Here is a 20,744-nt window from a genome sequence, read left to right on the forward strand (position 1 = left end):
TATCACGCAAGACATCGCCGTCAGTTCCCTCTCCCTCCGGGAGAGGGCTAGGGTGAGGGGCTCTTGGCCTTGCCGATTAACCGCGCATTAAGCACCTGTCTTTTTCCTGTCCATACAAGCTGTTACTGTACGGCCCACAAAGCCCAAGCCGCCTGGATCGGATCTGACTTGAAGCGTCCCCTCCTCCTGCTCCTGATCAGCCTGGCCTTGAGCTCCCCCGTCAGCGCGGCGATCACCGAAAGCCACGGTTATGCGCAGTTCGGCACGCTCAAGTACCCGGCCAGATTTACCCACTTCGACTGGGTCAACCCGCAAGCGCCCAAGGGCGGCACCTTGCGGGTGATGGCGTTTGGCACCTTCGATACGCTCAACCCCTACACCTTCAAGGGCACCAGCCCGGTCACCACGGCGAATTTCCTGCAATACGGCATCAACGAGCTGAACGAGCCGCTGATGGTCGGCACTGGGCAATACGCACCGTCCGGTGACGAACCGGCGTCCAGTTACGGCTTGATCGCCCAATCGGTGGAGTACAGCGAAGATCGCAGCTGGGTGGTGTTCAATCTGCGCCCGCAAGCGCGCTTCCACGACGGCACGCCGATTACCGCGTACGACGTGGCGTTCTCCTATCGCCTGCTGCTCAAGGAAGGTCATCCGCTGTACCGCACCGCCCTTCAGGAAGTGCTGCGGGTTGATATCCTCAACCCGCAGCGCATCCGCTTTGTACTCAAGCGCAGCGGCAATCCGTTGCTGATCCTGCGTCTGGGTGAGTTGCCGGTACTGCCCCAGCATTACTGGAAAGGTCGCGACTTCAAGGCCACCACCTTCGAGCCGCCGCTGGGCAGCGGGCCGTACCGCATCACCTCGGTCACGCCGGGGCGGCAGTTGATTTTCGAGCGGGTCAAGGACTACTGGGGCAAGGACCTGCCAGTCAACCGCGGCAAATACAACTTCGATCGCATGGAAGTCGAGTTCTACCGCGACAGCGATGTGGCCTTCGAAGCATTCAAGGCCGGCGAGTTCGACATTTATATCGAGCATCAGGCGAAGAACTGGGCCAACGGTTACAACTTCCCGGCGATCCGTCGCGGCGACGTGATAAAGGCGCAGATCCCGCACCAGATCCCGACCCAGAGCCAGGGCTTGTTCATGAACACCCGGCGCGCGACCTTCGCTGACGTCAAGACCCGCGAAGCCCTCGGCCTGATGTTCGACTTCGAATGGACCAACCGCGCGCTGTTCAGCGATGCCTACAAGCGCACCACCAGCTACTACCCCAACAGCGAGTTCAGCGCCGTCGGCCTGCCGGTCGGCCATGAATGGCTGATGCTCAAGCCGTACAAGGATCAACTGCCGGCGCGCCTCTTCACCGAACCGTTCACGCTGCCGCAGACCGACGGTCGCGGCATCCCTCGGGAAACAATGCGCAAAGCCCTGGCGCTGCTGGCCGAGGCCGGCTGGAAGCTCAATGGCCAGCGCTTGCAGAACACCGCCGGCCAGCCGCTGCGTTTCGAGCTGCTGCTGGTCAATCCGAACCTGGAGCGGATCCTCCAGCCGTACATTGAAAACCTCAACAGCATCGGCATCGACGCGCGCCTGCGCACCGTGGATCGTGCCCAGTACAAACAGCGTCTGGATCAGTTCGATTTCGACATGATCCTGATGACCCTCAACCAGACCCTCAGCCCGGGGCTGGAACAGTGGCAGTACTTCCACTCCAGCCAGGTCGGGGTCAAGGGCAGCAAGAATTACGCGGGCATCGCCAATCCGGTGGTTGATCATCTGCTTGAACACTTGCTCGCCGCGCAAACCCGCGACGAACAAGTCGCTGCCGGCAAGGCACTGGACCGCGTGCTGCTCTGGCAGCACTACAGCATTCCCAACTGGTACCTCAATTATCACCGTCTGGCGTACCGCAACCGGTTCGCCTTCGTCACCACGCCGCCCTACACCCTGGGCCTGAGCGCGTGGTGGCTGAAATCTTCGGAGAAAGATCGATGAAGCCTATCCGCGCCCTGCTCGTGCAGGCCAGCGGTCTGTTGTTCACCGGGCTGGCCTTGGCCGCCCCGCAACACGCCGTGACCCTGTACAACGAGCCGCCGAAGTACCCCGCCGACTTCAAGCACTTCGACTATGTAAACCCTGACGCGCCCAAGGGCGGGATCTTCCGCCAGGCCGGCTTCGGCGGCTTCGACAGCCTCAATCCGTTCATCAGCAAAGGCGTGCCGGCGGACGATATCGGCCTGATCTACGACACCCTGGCCAAACAGGGTCTGGACGAGCCATTCACCGAATACGGCCTGATCGCCAGCAAGATCGAAAAGGCCCCGGACAACAGCTGGGTGCGCTTCTACCTGCGTCCCGAAGCGAAGTTTCACGACGGCCACCCGGTACGCGCCGACGATGTGGTATTCAGCTTCCAGACCCTGACCAAGGAAGGCGCGCCGATGTATCGCGGCTACTACGCCGACGTCGAGGAAGTGATCGCCGAAGACCCGCTCAAGGTGCTGTTCAAGTTCAAGCACACCAACAACCGCGAACTGCCGCTGATCCTCGGTCAGTTGCCGGTGCTGCCGAAACACTGGTGGGCCGAGCGTGATTTCAACAAGGGCAACCTGGAAATCCCGCTGGGCAGCGGCCCGTACAAGGTTACGCAAGTGAAGGCCGGGCGTTCGGTGCGTTACGAGCGGGTCAAGGACTATTGGGGCAAGGATCTGCCGGTCAATCGCGGTTTCTACAACTTCGACGTAATGACCACCGACTATTACCGCGACAACACCGTCGCGCTGGAAGCGTTGAAAGCCGGGCAGTTCGATTACTGGCTGGAAATGGCCGCGAAAAACTGGGCCAACGCCTACAACGTGCCTGCAGTGACCGAAGGGCGGCTGATCAAGGAACAGATTGCCAACAGCAATCCGACCGGCATGCAGGGCTTCGTCTTCAATTTGCGCCGTCCGGTGTTTCAGGACGTGCGGGTACGCCAGGCCCTCGGCCTGCTGTTCGACTTCGAATGGACCAACAAGCAACTGTTCAACGGCGCTTATGCGCGCACCCGCAGTTATTTTGAAAACTCGGAAATGGCCGCCACCGGCCTGCCTGATGCAGAACAGGTGGCGATCCTCGATCCGTTCCGCAGCCAGCTGCCGGCGCAGGTGTTCAGCGAAGCCTTCGAAAATCCGAAAACCGACGCCAGCGGCATGATCCGCACGCAACAGCGCGAGGCGTATCAGTTGCTGCAAGAGGCTGGCTGGAAAATCGTCGACGACAAAATGGTCGACGCGACCGGCAAACCGGTGGTCATCGAATTCCTCCTGGCGCAGACCGAATTCGAACGCGTGTTGTTGCCGTTCAAGCGCAACCTCAGCGACCTCGGCATCGACCTGGTGATCCGCCGCGTCGACGTCTCGCAGTACGTCAATCGCGTGCGCTCGCGAGACTTCGACATGATGGTCGGCAGCTTTCCGCAGTCCAACTCGCCCGGCAACGAGCAGCGCGAATTCTGGATGAGCGCCGCCGCCGACAAGTCCAGCAGCCGAAATTCGATCGGCCTCAAGGACCCGGTGGTCGATCACCTGGTGGAGAACCTGATCAACGCCGATTCGCGCAAAAGCCTGGTGGCCCACGCCCGCGCCCTCGACCGTGTGCTGCAATGGGGCTACTACGTGATCCCCAACTGGCACATCAAGACCTGGCGCGTGGCGTACTGGAACCACATCGGCCACCCGAAAGTCTCCCCCAAATACGACATCGGCATTAACACTTGGTGGGTCAAGCCCGATGCGAAGCCGGCGGTAGAAGTCGAAACCCAACTGCAAGCCGACCCTGTGGGCACGGAGTAATCAGATGCTGGCGTACATTTTTCGGCGACTGCTGCTGATCATCCCGACCCTGTTCGGCATTCTGCTGATCAACTTCGTGATCATCCAGGCCGCGCCCGGCGGGCCGGTGGAACAGATGATCGCCAAGCTCGAAGGCTTCGAAGGCGCCACCAGCCGCATCGCCGGCGGCGGTGCCGAAGTGTCGGTGGCCGGCTCCTCCTATCGCGGTGCGCAAGGGCTGGACCCGGCGCTGATCAAGGAAATCGAGAAGATGTACGGGTTCGACAAATCGGCCCCGGAACGTCTGTGGATCATGGTCAAGAACTACGCCCGGCTGGATTTCGGCGACAGTTTTTTCCGCGATGCCAAGGTCATCGACTTGATCAAGGAAAAGATGCCGGTGTCGATCTCCCTCGGGCTGTGGAGCACGTTGATCATGTACCTGGTGTCGATTCCGCTGGGGATCGCCAAGGCCACGCGGCACGGCAGTCATTTCGACGTATGGACCAGTTCGGCGATCATCGTCGGTTATGCGATCCCGGCGTTCCTGTTTGCGATTCTGCTGATCGTGGTGTTTGCCGGCGGCAGTTATCTGGACTGGTTTCCTCTACGCGGCCTGACCTCGAACAACTTCGATGAGCTGAGCCTGGGCGGCAAGGTACTCGATTACTTCTGGCACCTGGCACTGCCGGTGACGGCGCTGGTGATCGGCAACTTCGCAACCATGACCCTGCTGACCAAAAACAGCTTCCTTGACGAGATCAACAAGCAATACGTGGTCACCGCCAAGGCCAAGGGCCTGACCCGCCACCGCGTGCTCTACGGCCATGTGTTCCGCAATGCGATGCTGCTGGTGATTGCCGGGTTTCCGTCGGCGTTCATCGGCATCTTCTTCACAGGTTCCCTACTGGTGGAAGTGATCTTCTCCCTCGACGGCCTCGGCCTGATGAGCTTCGAAGCGGCGATCAACCGCGATTACCCGGTGGTGTTCGGCACCCTGTTCATCTTCACCCTGCTGGGGCTGGTGGTGAAACTGATCGGCGACCTCACCTACACCCTTGTCGATCCGCGCATCGACTTTGCCAGCCGGGAGCATTGAGATGAACCTGTCCCCTCTCAACCGCCGGCGCTTCGAACTGTTCAAGGCCAACAAGCGTGGCTGGTGGTCGCTGTGGCTGTTTCTGATCCTGTTCGGCCTGAGCCTCGGCGCCGAGCTGATCGCCAACGACAAGCCGCTGGTGGTGCATTACGACAACAACTGGTATTTCCCGGCGATCAAGCGCTACCCGGAAACCACCTTCGGCGGCGAATTTCCGCTGGAAGCCAACTACAAGAGCCCGTACATCCGCGAACTGCTCAAGGCCAAGGACGCGTGGGTGCTGTGGGCACCGATTCCGTTCAGCTACCAGAGCATCAACTACGACCTGAAAGTCCCGGCCCCCGCCCCACCGTCGGCGGACAATCTGCTGGGCACCGACGATCAGGGCCGCGATGTGCTGGCGCGGGTGATCTACGGCTTCCGTATCTCCGTGCTGTTCGCCCTGACCCTGACCGTGCTCAGCTCGATCATCGGCGTCATTGCCGGCGCCTTGCAGGGTTTCTACGGCGGCTGGGTCGATCTGGCCGGCCAGCGCTTTCTGGAGATCTGGTCGGGCTTGCCAGTGTTGTACTTGCTGATCATCCTCGCCAGTTTCGTCCAGCCGAACTTCTGGTGGCTGCTGGGAATCATGCTGCTGTTCTCGTGGATGAGCCTGGTGGACGTGGTGCGCGCCGAGTTCCTGCGCGGGCGTAACCTCGAATACGTGCGCGCAGCCAGAGCGCTGGGCATGCAGAACGGCGCGATCATGTTCCGCCACATTCTGCCCAACGCCATGGTTTCGACCATGACCTTCATGCCGTTCATCCTGACCGGCGCCATCGGCACCCTCACCGCCCTGGACTTCCTCGGTTTCGGCTTGCCGGCCGGCAGTCCGTCGCTGGGTGAGCTGGTGGCTCAGGGCAAATCCAACCTGCAGGCGCCGTGGCTGGGCATGAGCGCGTTTGCGGTGCTGGCGCTGATGTTGAGTTTGCTGGTGTTCATCGGCGAGTCCGCTCGCGATGCCTTCGACCCGAGGAAGTGACATGAATCAGGACAATCTGATCGAAATCCGCGACCTGGCCGTCGAGTTCGGCATCGGTGATCGCGTGCAACGGGTGGTCGAAGGCGTGAGTTTCGACATCAAGCGCGGCGAAACCCTGGCGCTGGTCGGCGAGTCAGGCTCGGGCAAGTCGGTGACGGCGCATTCGATCCTGCGCCTGCTGCCCTATCCGCTGGCGCGGCATCCGGCCGGCAGCATCAATTATTCCGGGCAAAACCTGCTGGAGCTGGGCGAAAAGACCATCCGTCACATTCGTGGCAACCGGATCGCGATGATCTTTCAGGAGCCGATGACCTCGCTCAACCCGCTGCACTCGATCGAGAAGCAGATCAACGAGGTGCTGGGCATCCACAAGGGCCTGACCGGCAAGGTCGCGACCAAGCGCACGCTGGAGTTGCTGGAGATGGTCGGCATCCCCGAGCCGCACAAGCGCCTCAAGGCCCTGCCCCACGAATTGTCCGGCGGCCAGCGCCAGCGGGTGATGATCGCCATGGCCTTGGCCAACGAGCCGGAACTGCTGATCGCCGACGAACCGACCACTGCGCTGGACGTGACCGTTCAGCTGAAAATCCTCGACCTGCTCAAGGAATTGCAGGCTCGATTGGGCATGGCGCTGTTACTGATCAGTCACGATTTGAACCTCGTGCGAAGAATTGCGCATCGAGTATGTGTCATGCAGCGCGGTTGCATCGTCGAACAGGCATCGTGCGAAGAGCTGTTCCGTTCGCCGCAGCATCCGTACACTCGGGAACTGCTTGGCGCGGAGCCCAGCGGAGGCCCGGCGAGCAATAAAATCGGGGCGCCGCTGCTTGAAGTCGAGGATCTGAAAGTCTGGTTCCCGATCAAGAAAGGCCTGCTCAAGCGCACGGTGGATCACGTCAAGGCAGTGGACGGCATCAATTTCAGCCTGCCTCAGGGTCAAACTCTGGGGATCGTGGGGGAAAGCGGTTCCGGCAAATCCACCCTGGGTCTGGCGATCCTGCGGTTGATTGGCAGCAAAGGTGCGATCCGTTTTGAGGGCAAGCAGCTAGACTGCCTGACGCAGAGCGAAGTCCGGCCGTTGCGCCGGGAGATGCAGGTGGTGTTTCAGGATCCGTTTGGCAGCCTGAGCCCGCGGATGTGCGTGAATGACATCGTTGGCGAAGGCCTGCGGATCCACAAGATGGGCACCGCTGCCGAGCAGGAAGCGGCGATTATTGCGGCATTGAAGGAGGTAGGTCTGGATCCGGAAACCCGGCACCGCTACCCCCACGAATTTTCCGGTGGGCAACGGCAGCGAATTGCCATAGCCCGGGCCTTGGTGCTCAAACCGGCGCTGATCCTGCTGGACGAGCCGACTTCGGCCCTCGACCGGACGGTGCAGCGGCAAGTGGTGGAACTGTTGCGTTCACTGCAAGCCAAGTACAACCTGACGTATTTGTTCATCAGCCATGACCTGGCTGTTGTGAAAGCGCTGAGCCACCAGCTGATGGTGGTCAAGCATGGCCAAGTGGTCGAACAGGGAGACGCGCAAAGTATCTTTGCCGCCCCCCAACATCCGTATACACAGCAGTTGCTGGAGGCCGCTTTCCTGGCACCAGCCACTGCGCAATAACCTGAAAGAGGAGCAACACATGGGTTTTCTCGCCGGTAAGCGCGTACTGATCGTCGGTGTCGCCAGCAAGCTGTCCATCGCATCCGGCATCGCTGCCGCCATGCATCGCGAGGGCGCTGAGCTTGCCTTCACTTATCAGAACGACAAACTGAAAGGTCGCGTAGAAGAGTTCGCACAGGGCTGGGGTTCGAGCCCTGAGCTGTGCTTCCCGTGCGACGTGGCCAGCGATGAAGAAATCGCCAAGGTCTTCGAAGAACTGAGCAAGAAGTGGGACGGCCTGGACTGCATCGTGCACTCCGTCGGCTTCGCCCCGGGCGACCAACTGGACGGCGACTTCACCGAAGCCACCACCCGTGAAGGCTTCCGCATCGCTCACGACATCAGCGCCTACAGCTTCGTGGCCCTGGCCAAAGCTGGCCGTGAAATGATGAAAGGCCGCAACGGCAGCCTGCTGACCCTGTCCTACCTGGGCGCCGAGCGCACCATGCCGAACTACAACGTGATGGGCATGGCCAAGGCTTCGCTGGAAGCCGGCGTACGTTACCTGGCCGGTTCCCTGGGCCCGGACGGCACCCGCGTCAACTGCGTATCGGCCGGTCCGATCCGTACCCTGGCAGCTTCGGGCATCAAGAACTTCCGCAAGATGCTGGCCGCCAACGAAGCGCAAACCCCGCTGCGCCGCAACGTCACCATCGAAGAAGTCGGCAACGCCGGCGCCTTCCTGTGCTCCGACCTGGCGTCGGGCATCAGCGGTGAAATCATGTACGTGGACGGCGGCTTCAACACCACCGCCATGGGCAACATCGAAGAGTAATCTTCGCGCTGCCGATAAAAAGCCCGCCTATTCAGGCGGGCTTTTTCATGCCTGCGATTTCGTTAACATCGTCTTTTTCTGTGGGAGCCAGCCTGCTGGCGATAAGGCCAGAATCAACAACGCTTCAAGGCTTGCTTGTGCTCATACATCGCTGCATCCGCATCCGCCAGTAACTTGTCCACGGTGTCATGGCGCTGCGGGTTGTATTCGATCTGGCCGACGCTGAAGCGAATCGCATAACCGCGGTGCAAAGTGGCATTGCGCTCTTCGAGAATTTCCTTGAGTCGCGCCATGATCGCCGTGGTTTCGACATGGCTTGAACCGGTCAGCAGCGCCACGAATTCATCGCCGCCCAGCCGTCCCACCACATCGCTCTCGCGAAAGGCGATGCGCAGCACATCGGCGAAATTCTTCAGCGCGCTGTCGCCCTCGGCGTGCCCATAAAGGTCGTTGATCTGCTTGAAGTCATTGAGATCGAAAAACAGCAGCGTCGCCGGTTTTTGCAGGCGTGCGCAGGCGTCCAGCGCGTGCTGGGCCAGCATCTTGAAGCCGCGACGGTTGGACAGCAACGTCAGCTCGTCCATGCTCGCCATCTGCACGGCCGTCAGCTCTTGCTCGGCCATGCCGGCCAGATCGCGCAGCAGGGCGCGCTCCTCTTCGTCGAGATCGCGGGGTTTGGTGTCGATCAGGCACAAGGTGCCCATCTTGTTGCCGCTGGGTACGGTCAGCGGATAACCGGCGTAGAACCGGATGTTCGGCTCCCCGGTAACTAAAGGGTTGTCGTGGAAACGCTCGTCCTCTCGGGCGTCAGGTACCAGCATGAGCTCGCCCTTGAGAATCGCATGGCCACAGAATGAAACAGAGCGTGGCGTTTCGGCCGTGTCCAGACCCACGCACGACTTGAACCATTGCCGCTCCTTGTCCACCAGCGTGACCAGCGCGATCGGCACGTTGAACAGACGCTTGGCCAGTCGCGTCAGCCGGTCGAAGCGCTCCTCCGGTGCGGTGTCGAGCAGCTTCAGGTCTTGCAGCGCTTGAATGCGCGCAGCTTCATTGGCGGGTTTGCCGGGTACCAGCATCACACACTCCTTTGTCGTCGATGCAGTTGAGCGTAGCCCGAATCAGCAATGACTCAACTTCTCATCCACCGGCCACCGGACATGGCCCGCCCGCATCGGCCCAGAGTTTGAACTGGGTCACGAAGATATCGTGCGGCACTGGCACCGGCGCGCGCCCTGCCCCGGGATTCCAGCCCCAGAGCACCAGTTTGTCCTCGCTGACGTGTTTGATCAGCGCGGCGAAGTCCCGGTCGCCGTTGCTGGCGCGGTCCTTGATCATTGCGCACAAGCGATCCGGCGGCAGACCGATCCAGGCCATCTTGTGGGCGGCCGGCGGCAGGCTCCAGTGCGGCGCGCCCGGTGGCGCATGGGGGCCGTAACTGGCCGGCGGATTGCTTTCGGCGTGGCAAGTGGCGCAGGGCAAACCGGCGGCGCCCTTGCCGTCCATGCCGCGTACCACGTTCATCGCGTGGGGGATGCCGGCGTCGAACTGCAACGGCGAATCGCCGGGAATGTGACAGTTCTGGCAGCGCGGGCTCTGGAAGACTTTCTGCACCGTGCTGAAGGCCTTCAAGGCTTCCTGATCGTCAGCGAACAGATCCGACGCGTAACCGCCCAGCCCAAGCAGAATCACCGTGCCCAACAACAAATGTCGTTTCATCTCACACCCCCGACAATTGCAGCGGCATTTCCCGCAGGCGCTGCCCGGTCAGGGCGAATACCGCGTTGGCCACCGCCGGCGCCGTGGGCGGTACACCGGCCTCGCCGATGCCGCCGGGTTTCTCGCTGCTGGGCACGATGTGCACCTCGACCAGCGGCATTTCATTGAGCCGCAACACCTGATAGTCGTGATAGTTGGACTGCACGACATGGCCGTCCTTGAGCGTCAGTTTGCTGTGCAGCGCCATGCCCAGGCCGAAGGTGATGCACGATTCCATCTGCGCAGCGATGCTCTGCGGGTTGACCGCAATCCCGCAGTCCACCGCGCAGACCACGCGATGCACGCGGATCGCCAGATTGTCCTGTGACACCTCCGCCACCTGCGCCACGTAACTGCCGAACGATTCGTGCACCGCCACGCCCAGCGCATGGCCGTCCGGCAGCGGGGCTTTCCAGTTGGCCTTCTCCACCGCCAGGTTCAACACGCCCAGATGCCGGGCATGATCCTTGAGCAGCGTTCGCCGGTATTCCACCGGGTCCTTGCCCGCCGCCGTGGCCATTTCATCGATCAGCGACTCCATGACAAACGCGGTATGGCTATGGCCCACCGAACGCAGCCACAGCACGTTGATCCCGGTGGTCGGCGAGTGCAGATCGACCTGATGATGGGCCAGTCCCTTGATGTACGGGCTGTCCGAAACGCCTTCGACCGACGTCTGGTCGACACCGTTCTTGACCATGGTTTTCTCGAGCATGGTGCCGGCCATGATCGATTGCCCGACCAGCACATGCTGCCAGGCCAGCGGCAGGCCGTCGGCGCCGAGGCCGATCTTCGCCTGATGCAGGAACATCGAGCGGTAGTAACCGCCGCGAATATCGTCTTCGCGCGACCATACGGTTTTCACCGGCATCGCGGCAGCCTTGGCCACTTGCACCGCTTCGGCGACAAAGTCCGAGGTCGGGTTGGCCCGCCGGCCGAAACCACCACCAAGAAATTCGGTGTGGATCTCCACCTGCTCCGGCTTGAGTCCGGTGATTTTGCCGGCGACCATCTGGTCCAGCGTCTGGAACTGGGTGCCAGTCCAGATTTCGCACTTGTCGGCGCTGATCTTCACCGTGCAGTTGAGCGGCTCCATCGGCGCGTGGGCCAGGTACGGCACGCTGTATTCAACATCGATTTTTTGCGCTGCCTTGCCGAAGTTGCCCTTGGCATCGCCGGCCTGCGCCGCCGAGGTGCCCGGCGTGGCCGCCAGTTTGCGGAAACTCGCCAACAGCTTTTCACTGCTCAGATCAGCGTTCGGCCCCAGGTCCCAATCGACCTTCAACGCATCGCGCCCGAGTTTCGCCGCCCAATAGTGCTCGGCGACCACCGCCACACCGGTCGGCACTTGCACCACTTTGTGCACGCCGGGGATCGCCAGCGCCTCAGCGCCTTCAAAGGATTTCACCGTGGCGCCGAATGCCGGCGCCCGCGCGACCATCGCCGTCATCAGTCCGTCGAACTGCACGTCCATGCCGAACTTGGCGCGACCGGTGATTTTTTCCGGGGTGTCGAGGCGTTTGGTGGGTTTGCCGATGACTTTCCAGTCCTTGGCTTCTTTAAAGGTGATCGACTTCGGATCCGGCACCGGCAGTTGCCCGGCGGCGTCCGCCAGTTCGCCGTAGGTGGCGCGGTTGTCGCCGGCAATCACCACGCCGGATTCGGTGCGGATCGTCGACGGTGCCACGTTGAAACGCTTGGCCGCCGCTTCGATCAGCATCTGCCGCGCGGTGGCACCAGCGAGGCGGTAGCGGTCGAACTCCATCCAGGTTGAAGTCGATCCGCCGGTAATCTGCATCCCGCCAAAACCGGGCATGCCGTAATCGGCTGCCGAAGCTGGCGAGTGCTCGACGCGGATCTTCGACCAGTCGGCGTCCAGCTCTTCGGCGATCAACATGGTCAGCCCGGTCCAGATGCCCTGGCCCATTTCCGAATGGCCGAGCAGCACGGTGACGCTGTTGTCTGCCGCAATCCGCAGGAACGCGTTCGGCGCAAACACCTTGCCTTCATTCTCGGCCGCCATGGCAAAGCGGTTGCCGCCGGGCACCACGAACGCCACCACCAGACCACCGCCAAGCACGGCGCTGCCCTTGAGAAATCCGCGACGGGATACAGGACTGTTCATCACTCACCTCCCCTCGCTCAGCCGATGTCGGCGGCACGTTTGACCGCCGCGCGGATTCTTGGATACGTGCCGCAGCGGCAGATGTTGCCGGAGAGCGCCTGATCGATATCGCTGTCGGTGGGTTTGGGGATTTTCGCCAGCAACGCGGCGGCGGACATGATCTGCCCGGACTGGCAGTAACCGCACTGCACCACGTCCAGTTCGGCCCAGGCCTGCTGCACCGGGTGCGAACCGTCGCTCGACAGGCCTTCGATGGTGAGGATCTTCTGGCCATGGGCGACGGCCGTGGCCGGGGTGATGCAGGAGCGCAGCGGTGCGCCATCGACGTGCACGGTGCAGGCACCGCACTGGGCCATGCCGCATCCGAATTTGGTACCGGTCAGGTGCGCAACATCGCGCAGGACCCAGAGCAACGGCATGTCCGCGGGGACATCGAGCTCCTGATCCTTGCCATTGATGTTCAAGGTCAGCATCGGGGACTTCCTCAGACTCACGGTGTTCTGAAGGGCGCTGCTCCGGCTCTCGATGTCCGTGCGCGCCTCGGCTTATCCCTTTCAGCTAAGCGCATTTTGACCCGACGACCAGCCGCTGCGACCACCGGTCATGCAGCACCGTTCGGGAATTCTTCGATCAAAGTGCCGACTTTGCTCCTACAGTTGATCCGGTTGTCATCGCAAGACCTGCCCTTTCACACTTTCCAGGAGTCGCGAACATGGGATTTGTCACAACGAAAGACGGCGTCGAAATCTTCTACAAGGACTGGGGCCCGAAAGACGCTCCGGTGATCCACTTCCACCACGGCTGGCCGCTCAGCGCGGACGACTGGGATGCGCAGATGCTGTTTTTCCTGGCACAGGGCTTCCGGGTCGTGGCCCATGATCGACGGGGTCACGGGCGTTCGAGCCAGGTCTGGGACGGCCACGACATGGATCACTACGCCGACGACGCGGCGGCGGTAGTCAATCATCTGGGGACGCAGAAAGCCGTGCACGTCGGCCACTCCACCGGTGGCGGCGAAGTGATTCACTACATCGCCCGGCATGGCGAGGATCGGGTATCGAAAGCCGCGATCATCAGCGCCGTGCCACCGCTGATGGTGAAAACCGAAAGCAGCCCCGGCGGTTTGCCCAAGTCAGTGTTCGACGATCTTCAGGCGCAACTGGCGGCCAATCGTGCGCAGTTCTATCGCGACGTGCCCAGTGGGCCGTTTTACGGCTACAACCGCCCTGGCGCCAAGCCATCGGAAGGGATCATTGCGAACTGGTGGCGCCAGGGCATGATGGGCGGCGCCAAGGCGCACTACGACGGCATCGTTGCCTTCTCACAGACCGACTTCACCGCCGACCTGAAAAGCATCTCGATCCCGGTGCTGGTGATGCACGGCGACGACGACCAGATCGTGCCCTATGAAAACGCCGGTGTGCTGTCGGCGAAGCTGCTGAAAAACAGCACGCTGAAGATTTATCCGGGCTTCCCCCACGGAATGCCGACCACCGAGGCGCCGACGATCAACGCGGATCTGCTGGCGTTCATTCGCGGCTAATAGTGGCCGGGGTCAGGCGCCCTGCCTGACCCCGGTTACTCTTCGGTTCGCCCCGTTCTCTCGCGATCACGCACGTAGTGTCGGGCCAGCGGAAAGGCCGGTAGCCACGACTCGCGACGCACCGTCCACAGCTCATAGGTGGGCAGGAATTGATCCGGCGCATCCAGCGCGCCCAGATTCACTTCGACTTCATCGCCACTGCGGCCAAACACCGATGAGCCACAGCGCGGGCAGAAATGTCGCCCGGCATAGTCACGGGTCTCGCCGCTGATCGTCACCGCGTCCTCGGCAAAGATCGCCGACGCGGCAAACAGCGCGCCATGGTGTTTGCGGCAATCCAGGCAGTGGCAAACGCCAACCCTGTAGGGTCGCCCCGACGCCTCGATCCGCACCTCGCCGCACAGACAACCGCCGGTCAATCGGTCCATGAAACACCTCGTCTGAAAATGGAATATCCGGTGAGTGAAAATAGCAGCCCACTGGGGGAACGCTTACAATCGTGGCCCATTAATACTATTCAGGCAGAACCGTTCTTTCATGGCGCTCGATCCTCTCACGATGCTCACCATTTCCACCGCCCTGGCCGCGGCGGCCGCCCTGTATCTGGCGGTCGAATGGCGCAGCATCCGCGAACCTTCCCTGCTGTTCTGGAGCGCCGGTTTCGCCACCATCACCGTCGGTTCGAGCCTGGCCCTGTTGCGCGCCAATGGTTATCCGCTGATCGGCATCTGGTTCGCCAACGGCCTGCTGGTGGTCGCGCACTGGCTGTTTCTGCTTGGGGTCGCGCGGTTTACCCAGCAGCGCTTGTCACGCGCCTGGTACTTGATGTTCCTGCTCTGGCTGGCGTTGCTGCTGCTACCGGAAGATCCGTCGTGGTCGAAGATCATGCTGATGGCCAACTCGCTGCTGGTGGCCGCGCTGATGCTGCGGGCCAGCCTGTTGCTGCGTCCGCACGGCAAATCGTTGAGCGTCGGCGCAGTGCAGTTGCGTTATGTGCTGCTGATCCACGGCGCGTTCTATTTCGCCAAGGCGATCATCGCGGTGATTCCCGGCACGCTGATCGATCTGGCGTCGCTGCGTGGCGAAATCATTCAGATTTCCCTGGTCGAGGGTGCGATGGCGATCATGCTGATCGCGCTGTCGATGACCGGCACCGAGCGCTACCGGCGTGAAAAGCAGATTGCCGAACTGGCCGCCCGGGATCCGCTGACCGCGCTGTACAACCGCCGCGCCCTGGAAGTCCGCGCACCGCGCCTGCTTGATGAAGTGTCCAGCGCCCGCCCCGGCGCGCTGCTGCTGATCGACATCGACAACTTCAAACTGATCAACGACCTCTACGGCCACACTGCCGGCGACCGCTTGCTCATCGCCCTCAGCGAAATGATCCGCGCGGTACTGCCCAAAGATGCGCTGGCAGCACGGCTGGGCGGTGACGAATTCGTGATGCTGCTGGGCGATGCGTCGCACGCACAGATCATGGTGCTGGGCAGCGAGCTGCGCGAACAGTTTCAGCAGATGACTTCCCAGACCTACACCACCCCGCAGGCCGTCACCCTGAGCATCGGCGCCAAGGTGTTCGATCAGCCGCCAGCCAGCCTCGCGGCGTTGATCGAACAGGGCGACAGCGCGCTCTACGAATCCAAGCGCGGCGGTCGCAACCGGATTCAACTGGCCGACTACACCTGACCTATCCTTGCCTGCATCCCGCGATCCCGGAGCCCGTCATGTCCTCGCCTGAATCCACCCTCCTCCAGAGCTGGCATCACAACGCCCGGGCCTGGACCGAAGCCGTGCGCAGCGGCGCCATCGAGAGTCGCCGGCAGGTCACCGATCAGGCCATTCTGCTGGCGGTGATGGGGCGCCAGCCGGAGCGCGTGCTCGATCTGGGATGCGGCGAAGGCTGGCTGTTGCGTGCGCTGGCCGAGCGAGGATTCGATGCGGTCGGCGTCGACGGCGATGCGACGCTGGTCGAGGCCGCGCGGGTGGCCGGTTCATCGCGCGTGCATGTCGCCAGCTACGAAGAACTGGTTGAGGCGAAGGTCGAAATTGGCCGCGATTACGACCTGATCTGCGCCAATTTTTCCCTGCTGCATCAGGACATCATTCCGCTGCTCGCGGCGATGAATGCCCTGCTCGTACCGGGCGGTGCGCTGGTGATCCAGACGCTGCATCCGTGGTCGGTGGCCGCCGGTGATTATCAGGACGGCTGGCGGGAAGAAACTTTCGAAGGATTTCAGGGCGAGTGGTCGCCAATGCCATGGTATTTCCGCACCCTGTCCAGCTGGCTGAATGCGCTGGACATGGCCGGCCTGCAATTGACCGGCCTGCGCGAACCGCAGCATCCGCAAAGCCCGGTGCCGCAATCGTTGCTGATGATTGCCGAGCGTCGCGGTTAAAACGCTACAGCCTCGGCTTGAGCAGAAACCCGGTGTAATGCCGCAAAAACAGCGCGAACCCCGCGCACCAGAGCACCACGGACAGCCCCAGCCCCAGACTGGAAAACGGCACCAGCAACACCCGGCAACCCGCAGCGATCAGCACCAGCGCAAAGCCCAGCACCATGCCTTTCGAGGGCTGTAACAACCGGCCGGTATGCCCAAGGCTGACCCGCGCAATCATCGCCAGAATCAACCCACCCACCCCGCCGACCGCCAGCGCATGGGTCGCCAGGCTTTGCTGGCCGATCAAACCCAGATGCCACAGCGCCATGGCCCAGGTTGCCAGCGCCATCCAGCCGTAAGCCAGATACAGCGACCACAGCAGCGGCACCCGCCACATCCCGCGATCATGCCAGCGGATCAGCCGCATCAACTGCAAACTGCCGGTCAGCACAAACAGGCCCGCCAGCCACAGCCGCGGCGAATCATTGAGGCCTGCCGCAAAAGTGACAGCGGTCAGCAGGCTGCCGATCAACAGCAATCGGGTTGGCAGTGGATTGGCGACGGGTGCCGGCGGACGGTTCAAGCCGCGCTGAATAAAGAACGGAATCACCCGCCCGCCAATCACGGTCATCAACGCCGCCACCAGCCACAATGCGCCCAGCACACCCTGGCGTTGCAGGCCGGCATCGTCGTTGTACAGGCCGATCAAAGTCAGCGCCTGACAACCCGCCATCAGCCCAAGCACCAACACAATCGGGTAGTTATCACGTTTGCGGGCGGCGACCAGATCCCGTCCCAGCATCACCGCCAGCAGCGGCAGAAAACCCCATTGCAGCGCCAGAATCAGCCCGGTCGGCAACGGCAGCCACCAGGCTACACGCCCGAGCAGCCAGACCGAGACCAGCGCGATCAGCGCCCCGCCGCGCACTCCGGGAATGCCGGTCCAGTTGGGCACCGCCGTCAGCAGAAACCCGGCAACGATCGCCGCCGCGAAACCGAAGGGCATTTCATGTCGATGCCACGCAAGCATGCCGCCCGCCGGTTGCAGATCGAACCAATGTCCGTAAAGCCACAGACCCCAGATCAGGATCGCCAGCGCGGCGAATCCTGCCCCGGCCAGAAACAGCGGCCGGAAGCCCAGGCTGAACAGCGGCGCATCGGCGAGTCTGCGCATGTTCAAACCACCACGGCGGCGTGATGTGGGCCCAGCCGATATTGAGATAGGAGCCGCATCACATAGCCGATCTTGATCAGCGTCGGGCCAACGATGGTCATGGCATGCATCGCCACCAGCAACGCAATCGGCATGTGGCCCTGATACAGATAAGCGCCGTAGATCCCGGCCAGCAACATGACCAGACCGGCGACGAGCACTTTGCTCGACAGGTGCAGAACGTTCAGCGGATTCTCGAAGAAAGTGAACATGTTTCGTACTCCTGAGCGGATCAGTTTGTACGTAAGGCAATTCAACTTGCGTGCCAGATTTTCAGCCCAGCAAAATCAGTTAGTTGCAAAAATACGAGTCATTTTGACACAAGCACAGAAGAGTCTTTTTGACACCACTTAAAGTCAATACGACTACGCTCCACCCTAACGACAGCCAACCACTCGACCCATGGCGCTGCCAGCTGATCACAGACTGACTACTCTGTAATCCAGCGTGTCTAACCTGCCGAGGATGACTGCCATGCAACGCTTTCAAAAGCTGACCCCGTGCCTGTGGTTCGACGATCAGGCGGAAGCTGCGGCGAAGTTTTACTGCTCGATCTTCGATCACTCGAAAATCACCGCCCTCACCCACTACAGCAAGGTCGGCCAGGAATTCCACGGGCGCCCGGAAGGCTCGGTGATGACCGTCAGTTTCGAACTCGACGGCCATACCTTCACCGGGCTCAATGGCGGGCCGATGTTCAAGTTCAATGAGGCGATCTCGTTTCAGGTCAATTGCCAGAACCAGGAAGAAGTCGACCATTTCTGGGGCAACCTCAGCGCCGGCGGGCCGGTGGAAGCCCAGCAATGCGGCTGGCTCAAGGACAAGTTCGGCGTGTCATGGCAGATCGTGCCGGTGGCCTTCATGCACATGATGACCGACCCCGACCAGACCAAGGTCCAACGGGCGATGCAGGCCATGTTCGGGATGAAAAAATTCGACATCGCCGAACTCGAGCGAGCCTTCGCCGGCCAGAGCTAATACACTCGGGCACTGGCCTGCCGAGAACCCCAACAATGAAACACGCTGCCGCCAAGAACCCCGAACAAGCCCCGCGCTTCTGGCGCGATGACGCCCTGCCCTTCATCGAGGCGCGGGCCATCGCCGATGGCCGCGAGGTCTGCTACTCACGGCACTCCCACGCGCACTTTTCCATCGGCGCGATCACCGCCGGGCGCAGCACCTATGTGCATGAGCAATCCTCGTTCGAAGTGGCGGCCGGCACCGTGGTGCTGATGAATCCGGGGGACGTGCACGCGTGCAACCCGATCGATGACCAGCCGTGGTCGTATTTGATGTTGTATGTGGAAACGCCGTGGCTGACGGATCTGCAGCATCAGCTGGGGTTCAGTGCGGAACTTGAGTTTCGGCGGTTTTCCGATACCCATTTGAATGATGCCCGCCTGTTTCGCGACTTGAATGCGTTGTACGCGATATTGGTCGACGAGCAGCAAGACGTGCTGCGCAAACAGAGCGCTGCGGTGGAGTTTTTCAGCGACCTGCAACTGCGCCTGAATCCTGTCGAACCACCGTTGCGCGAACCGAACTTCAAACTCGAACGTGCCGCCGAATTCATCCGCCAGCGCTGCACCGACCTGCTCAGCCTGGACGACATCTGCGCTGCCGCTGAACTGTCGCCGTCGTACCTCATCCGCGCTTTCAAACAGCATTTCGGCATGACGCCTCATGCGTTTTTGGTCAACCAGCGCATTCAGTTTGCCCGAGAGTGCCTGAGGCGCGGGCAGTTGATTGCGGATGTGGCGCTGGAGGCGGGGTTTGCCGATCAGGCGCATTTTCAGCGGGCGTTCAAGCAGCATCTGGCGGCTACGCCGGGGCAGTATCGGGGTTAAACGAAAAAACGGCCCGCATTGGGCCGTCTCGGTTTGGAAGGGACGCGGAGCGTCCCGGGCTGCATTCCCACGCAAAGCGTGGGAACGATCAGGTTACAGAGGCGCCTCGGCCTTCAACTCCAGATTATCCAGCGCCCGATTCACCGCCAGTTCACCCAGCATGATCAATTGCGCAATCCCCAACAGCACATGCCGATTCGAGCCGTCCACCAGTCCGGCGAAGTCGGTGGCCATGGTTTTGGCCGAGGTCAGGGTTTCGCAAGCGTCGGCCAGCAGTTCTTCGCTGTCGATGCCGGGGGCGATGAGGTAGCGGGTGTTGGGTTTGAGCATCGGTTTTCTGGGGTGGAACGGATTGAGGTAGTGGTCGAGGGCGCGGTCGGCGGCTTCGTGGAATTTCTTGGAGTCGAGGGTTTCGTAGGGCGAGGTCGGGTCGGTTTCGGGTGGGTTTGGTGTTGGTTTGATCATGATTGAATTTCCAGAGTCATGGAGCCGCCACGATTCGCTGCGATACGAAGAGGTGGCAGCTATACGCGGGTCGCAGACCGGGACTCTAGAACCGGCAGACCCGAGGGTCTCCCACGTACAGCCGCCATAAAACTGGAGGGTGTTGTGCGTCTAGAGATCGCGGGCTGCGAGACCCGATCGCTGATTCGTCAGCGACCGGCAAACAATAGAACCCGCCCCCAAGGCGCACAAGCCGGCGGATTCTGGCGGATGCGTAGGCAATGGCGCAAGTTCGCGTGGTTTGTCGGACCCATCCTTAAACACCTTTAAACCCAAGCCCCGTCACACTCACGGCAGCAACAGATACCCCGCACTCACCGCCAACAGCAACGCCATCACCCGGTTGAACAAGCGCATCCCCGCCGGGTTGCCAAGATAACCGCGCAAGAACGTCCCGGCATACGCCCAACAGCCGACCGACAGATAACAGATCACCAGATACACCGCCGCAAACTGCCACACCAGCCGCGCCTCGCCATCGGCGACAAACGCGCCCATCCCCGCCACGCAGGCCAGCCAGGCCTTGGGATTGAGCCACTGCATCACTGCGCCGTAGAGCATCGACGGCGCCCTGCCCGATTCTCCCGCATTCAACTGGCCGTCATCCGTGGCCAGTTTCCAAGCCATGAACAGCAAAAACGCCACCCCGGCCAGTTGCACCACGCGGGTCAGCGCCGGCCACAGCTTGAGCACTTCGTGCAGCCCCAGCCCCATCAACACCAGCAACAACACAAATCCCAGCGTCGCCCCGGCCACATGCCTCTGACTGGCGCGAAAGCCGAACTGCGCCCCCGAGCTCAACGCCACGATATTCACCGGCCCCGGGGTAATGGACGCGGCCAGGGCAAACGCCGCCATCGACACAATCAGACTCATCGCACACCTGCTTCAAATCGAGGAACAAGGCGCTCACGGTAGCCGGCGCACGGCAGGCGGTATTGAAGGAAATTACCCCCGCACGCGCAGACCCACTACGCTCTGGCTATGCGATCACTTTTGACCAGGAAGT

Annotated in this window: 20 protein-coding genes; 11 read left to right on the plus strand and 9 right to left on the minus strand. The window is 61.7% G+C overall.

Annotation, left to right across the window (positions count from 1 at the left end):
- Positions 1–168: 168 nt before the first annotated feature.
- From C1X29_RS14490 to fabI, 6 genes are read left to right on the plus strand one after another with little or no spacing between them, the layout of a single operon-like run.
- On the plus strand, positions 169–2,001 hold the full coding sequence (locus tag C1X29_RS14490; protein ID WP_102717737.1) for an extracellular solute-binding protein: 1,833 nt from the start codon (positions 169–171) through the stop codon (positions 1,999–2,001).
- The gene (locus C1X29_RS14495) at positions 1,998–3,839 is read left to right on the plus strand and encodes an extracellular solute-binding protein (protein ID WP_085748401.1); all 1,842 of its coding nucleotides are present in this window, start codon (positions 1,998–2,000) and stop codon (positions 3,837–3,839) included. Before C1X29_RS14490 ends, C1X29_RS14495 begins: the two co-directional genes overlap by 4 nt.
- Positions 3,840–3,843: 4 nt before the next feature.
- Complete coding sequence (locus tag C1X29_RS14500) at positions 3,844–4,917, plus strand: microcin C ABC transporter permease YejB (RefSeq protein ID WP_007956943.1); 1,074 nt, start codon at positions 3,844–3,846, stop codon at positions 4,915–4,917.
- A 1-nt stretch (position 4,918) separates the two neighbouring features.
- Positions 4,919–5,938 carry an ABC transporter permease gene (locus C1X29_RS14505; protein ID WP_085698849.1) on the plus strand — a complete coding sequence of 340 codons (1,020 nt, stop codon included), beginning with the start codon at positions 4,919–4,921 and terminating at the stop codon, positions 5,936–5,938.
- Between the two features lies 1 nt (position 5,939).
- Positions 5,940–7,550: an ABC transporter ATP-binding protein gene (locus C1X29_RS14510; RefSeq protein WP_007956946.1), complete on the plus strand. Its 1,611-nt coding sequence runs from the start codon at positions 5,940–5,942 to the stop codon at positions 7,548–7,550.
- Positions 7,551–7,569: 19 nt separating this feature from the next.
- Positions 7,570–8,364: an enoyl-ACP reductase FabI gene (gene fabI, locus C1X29_RS14515; RefSeq protein ID WP_003202751.1), complete on the plus strand. Its 795-nt coding sequence runs from the start codon at positions 7,570–7,572 to the stop codon at positions 8,362–8,364.
- 113 nt (positions 8,365–8,477) lie between these two features.
- On the opposite strand, the gene C1X29_RS14520 is transcribed toward fabI, so the two are convergent.
- From C1X29_RS14520 to C1X29_RS14535, 4 genes are all read right to left on the minus strand, one after another.
- Positions 8,478–9,443: a sensor domain-containing diguanylate cyclase gene (locus tag C1X29_RS14520; RefSeq protein WP_102717738.1), complete on the minus strand. Its 966-nt coding sequence runs from the start codon at positions 9,441–9,443 to the stop codon at positions 8,478–8,480.
- Between the two features lie 61 nt (positions 9,444–9,504).
- Positions 9,505–10,083, minus strand: a complete 579-nt coding sequence (locus tag C1X29_RS14525) for a hypothetical protein (RefSeq protein WP_102687405.1) — start codon at positions 10,081–10,083, stop codon at positions 9,505–9,507.
- A gap of 1 nt (position 10,084) precedes the next feature.
- The gene (locus C1X29_RS14530) at positions 10,085–12,247 is read right to left on the minus strand and encodes a xanthine dehydrogenase family protein molybdopterin-binding subunit (RefSeq protein WP_102717739.1); all 2,163 of its coding nucleotides are present in this window, start codon (positions 12,245–12,247) and stop codon (positions 10,085–10,087) included.
- A 17-nt stretch (positions 12,248–12,264) separates the two neighbouring features.
- A complete protein-coding gene (locus C1X29_RS14535; protein WP_007956954.1) occupies positions 12,265–12,720 on the minus strand; it encodes a (2Fe-2S)-binding protein in 456 nt (151 codons plus the stop codon).
- A gap of 239 nt (positions 12,721–12,959) precedes the next feature.
- On the opposite strand from C1X29_RS14535, the gene C1X29_RS14540 reads away from it, so the two are divergent.
- Positions 12,960–13,790, plus strand: a complete 831-nt coding sequence (locus C1X29_RS14540) for an alpha/beta fold hydrolase (protein WP_102717740.1) — start codon at positions 12,960–12,962, stop codon at positions 13,788–13,790.
- Between the two features lie 35 nt (positions 13,791–13,825).
- On the opposite strand, the gene C1X29_RS14545 is transcribed toward C1X29_RS14540, so the two are convergent.
- Positions 13,826–14,218 carry a GFA family protein gene (locus C1X29_RS14545; RefSeq protein ID WP_102687402.1) on the minus strand — a complete coding sequence of 131 codons (393 nt, stop codon included), beginning with the start codon at positions 14,216–14,218 and terminating at the stop codon, positions 13,826–13,828.
- Between the two features lie 109 nt (positions 14,219–14,327).
- Between C1X29_RS14545 and C1X29_RS14550 the strand changes: the two genes are divergently transcribed.
- Together C1X29_RS14550 and C1X29_RS14555 are read left to right on the plus strand one after the other, a co-directional pair.
- The gene (locus tag C1X29_RS14550; protein ID WP_102687401.1) at positions 14,328–15,476 is read left to right on the plus strand and encodes a GGDEF domain-containing protein; all 1,149 of its coding nucleotides are present in this window, start codon (positions 14,328–14,330) and stop codon (positions 15,474–15,476) included.
- A gap of 38 nt (positions 15,477–15,514) precedes the next feature.
- Complete coding sequence (locus tag C1X29_RS14555; protein WP_102687400.1) at positions 15,515–16,186, plus strand: bifunctional 2-polyprenyl-6-hydroxyphenol methylase/3-demethylubiquinol 3-O-methyltransferase UbiG; 672 nt, start codon at positions 15,515–15,517, stop codon at positions 16,184–16,186.
- A 4-nt stretch (positions 16,187–16,190) separates the two neighbouring features.
- Here C1X29_RS14555 and C1X29_RS14560 read toward each other — a convergent pair whose 3' ends face one another.
- Both C1X29_RS14560 and C1X29_RS14565 read right to left on the minus strand, forming a co-directional pair.
- The gene (locus tag C1X29_RS14560; protein WP_102687399.1) at positions 16,191–17,345 is read right to left on the minus strand and encodes an NnrS family protein; all 1,155 of its coding nucleotides are present in this window, start codon (positions 17,343–17,345) and stop codon (positions 16,191–16,193) included.
- Positions 17,346–17,347: 2 nt separating this feature from the next.
- Positions 17,348–17,596, minus strand: coding sequence for a transmembrane sensor/regulator PpyR (locus C1X29_RS14565; RefSeq protein ID WP_085748410.1), 249 nt, complete (start codon positions 17,594–17,596; stop codon positions 17,348–17,350).
- A gap of 262 nt (positions 17,597–17,858) precedes the next feature.
- On the opposite strand from C1X29_RS14565, the gene C1X29_RS14570 reads away from it, so the two are divergent.
- Positions 17,859–18,362, plus strand: a complete 504-nt coding sequence (locus C1X29_RS14570; RefSeq protein ID WP_102717741.1) for a VOC family protein — start codon at positions 17,859–17,861, stop codon at positions 18,360–18,362.
- Between the two features lie 35 nt (positions 18,363–18,397).
- The gene (locus C1X29_RS14575) at positions 18,398–19,231 is read left to right on the plus strand and encodes an AraC family transcriptional regulator (protein ID WP_102717742.1); all 834 of its coding nucleotides are present in this window, start codon (positions 18,398–18,400) and stop codon (positions 19,229–19,231) included.
- A 93-nt stretch (positions 19,232–19,324) separates the two neighbouring features.
- Here C1X29_RS14575 and C1X29_RS14580 read toward each other — a convergent pair whose 3' ends face one another.
- The gene (locus tag C1X29_RS14580) at positions 19,325–19,696 is read right to left on the minus strand and encodes a DUF6124 family protein (RefSeq protein ID WP_102717743.1); all 372 of its coding nucleotides are present in this window, start codon (positions 19,694–19,696) and stop codon (positions 19,325–19,327) included.
- Positions 19,697–20,023: 327 nt separating this feature from the next.
- Complete coding sequence (locus C1X29_RS14585) at positions 20,024–20,611, minus strand: LysE family translocator (RefSeq protein WP_102717744.1); 588 nt, start codon at positions 20,609–20,611, stop codon at positions 20,024–20,026.
- Positions 20,612–20,744: the final 133 nt, after the last annotated feature.

Source organism: Pseudomonas sp. GW456-12-10-14-LB2 (assembly GCF_002884345.1).
Lineage (GTDB): Bacteria > Pseudomonadota > Gammaproteobacteria > Pseudomonadales > Pseudomonadaceae > Aquipseudomonas > Aquipseudomonas paraglycinae.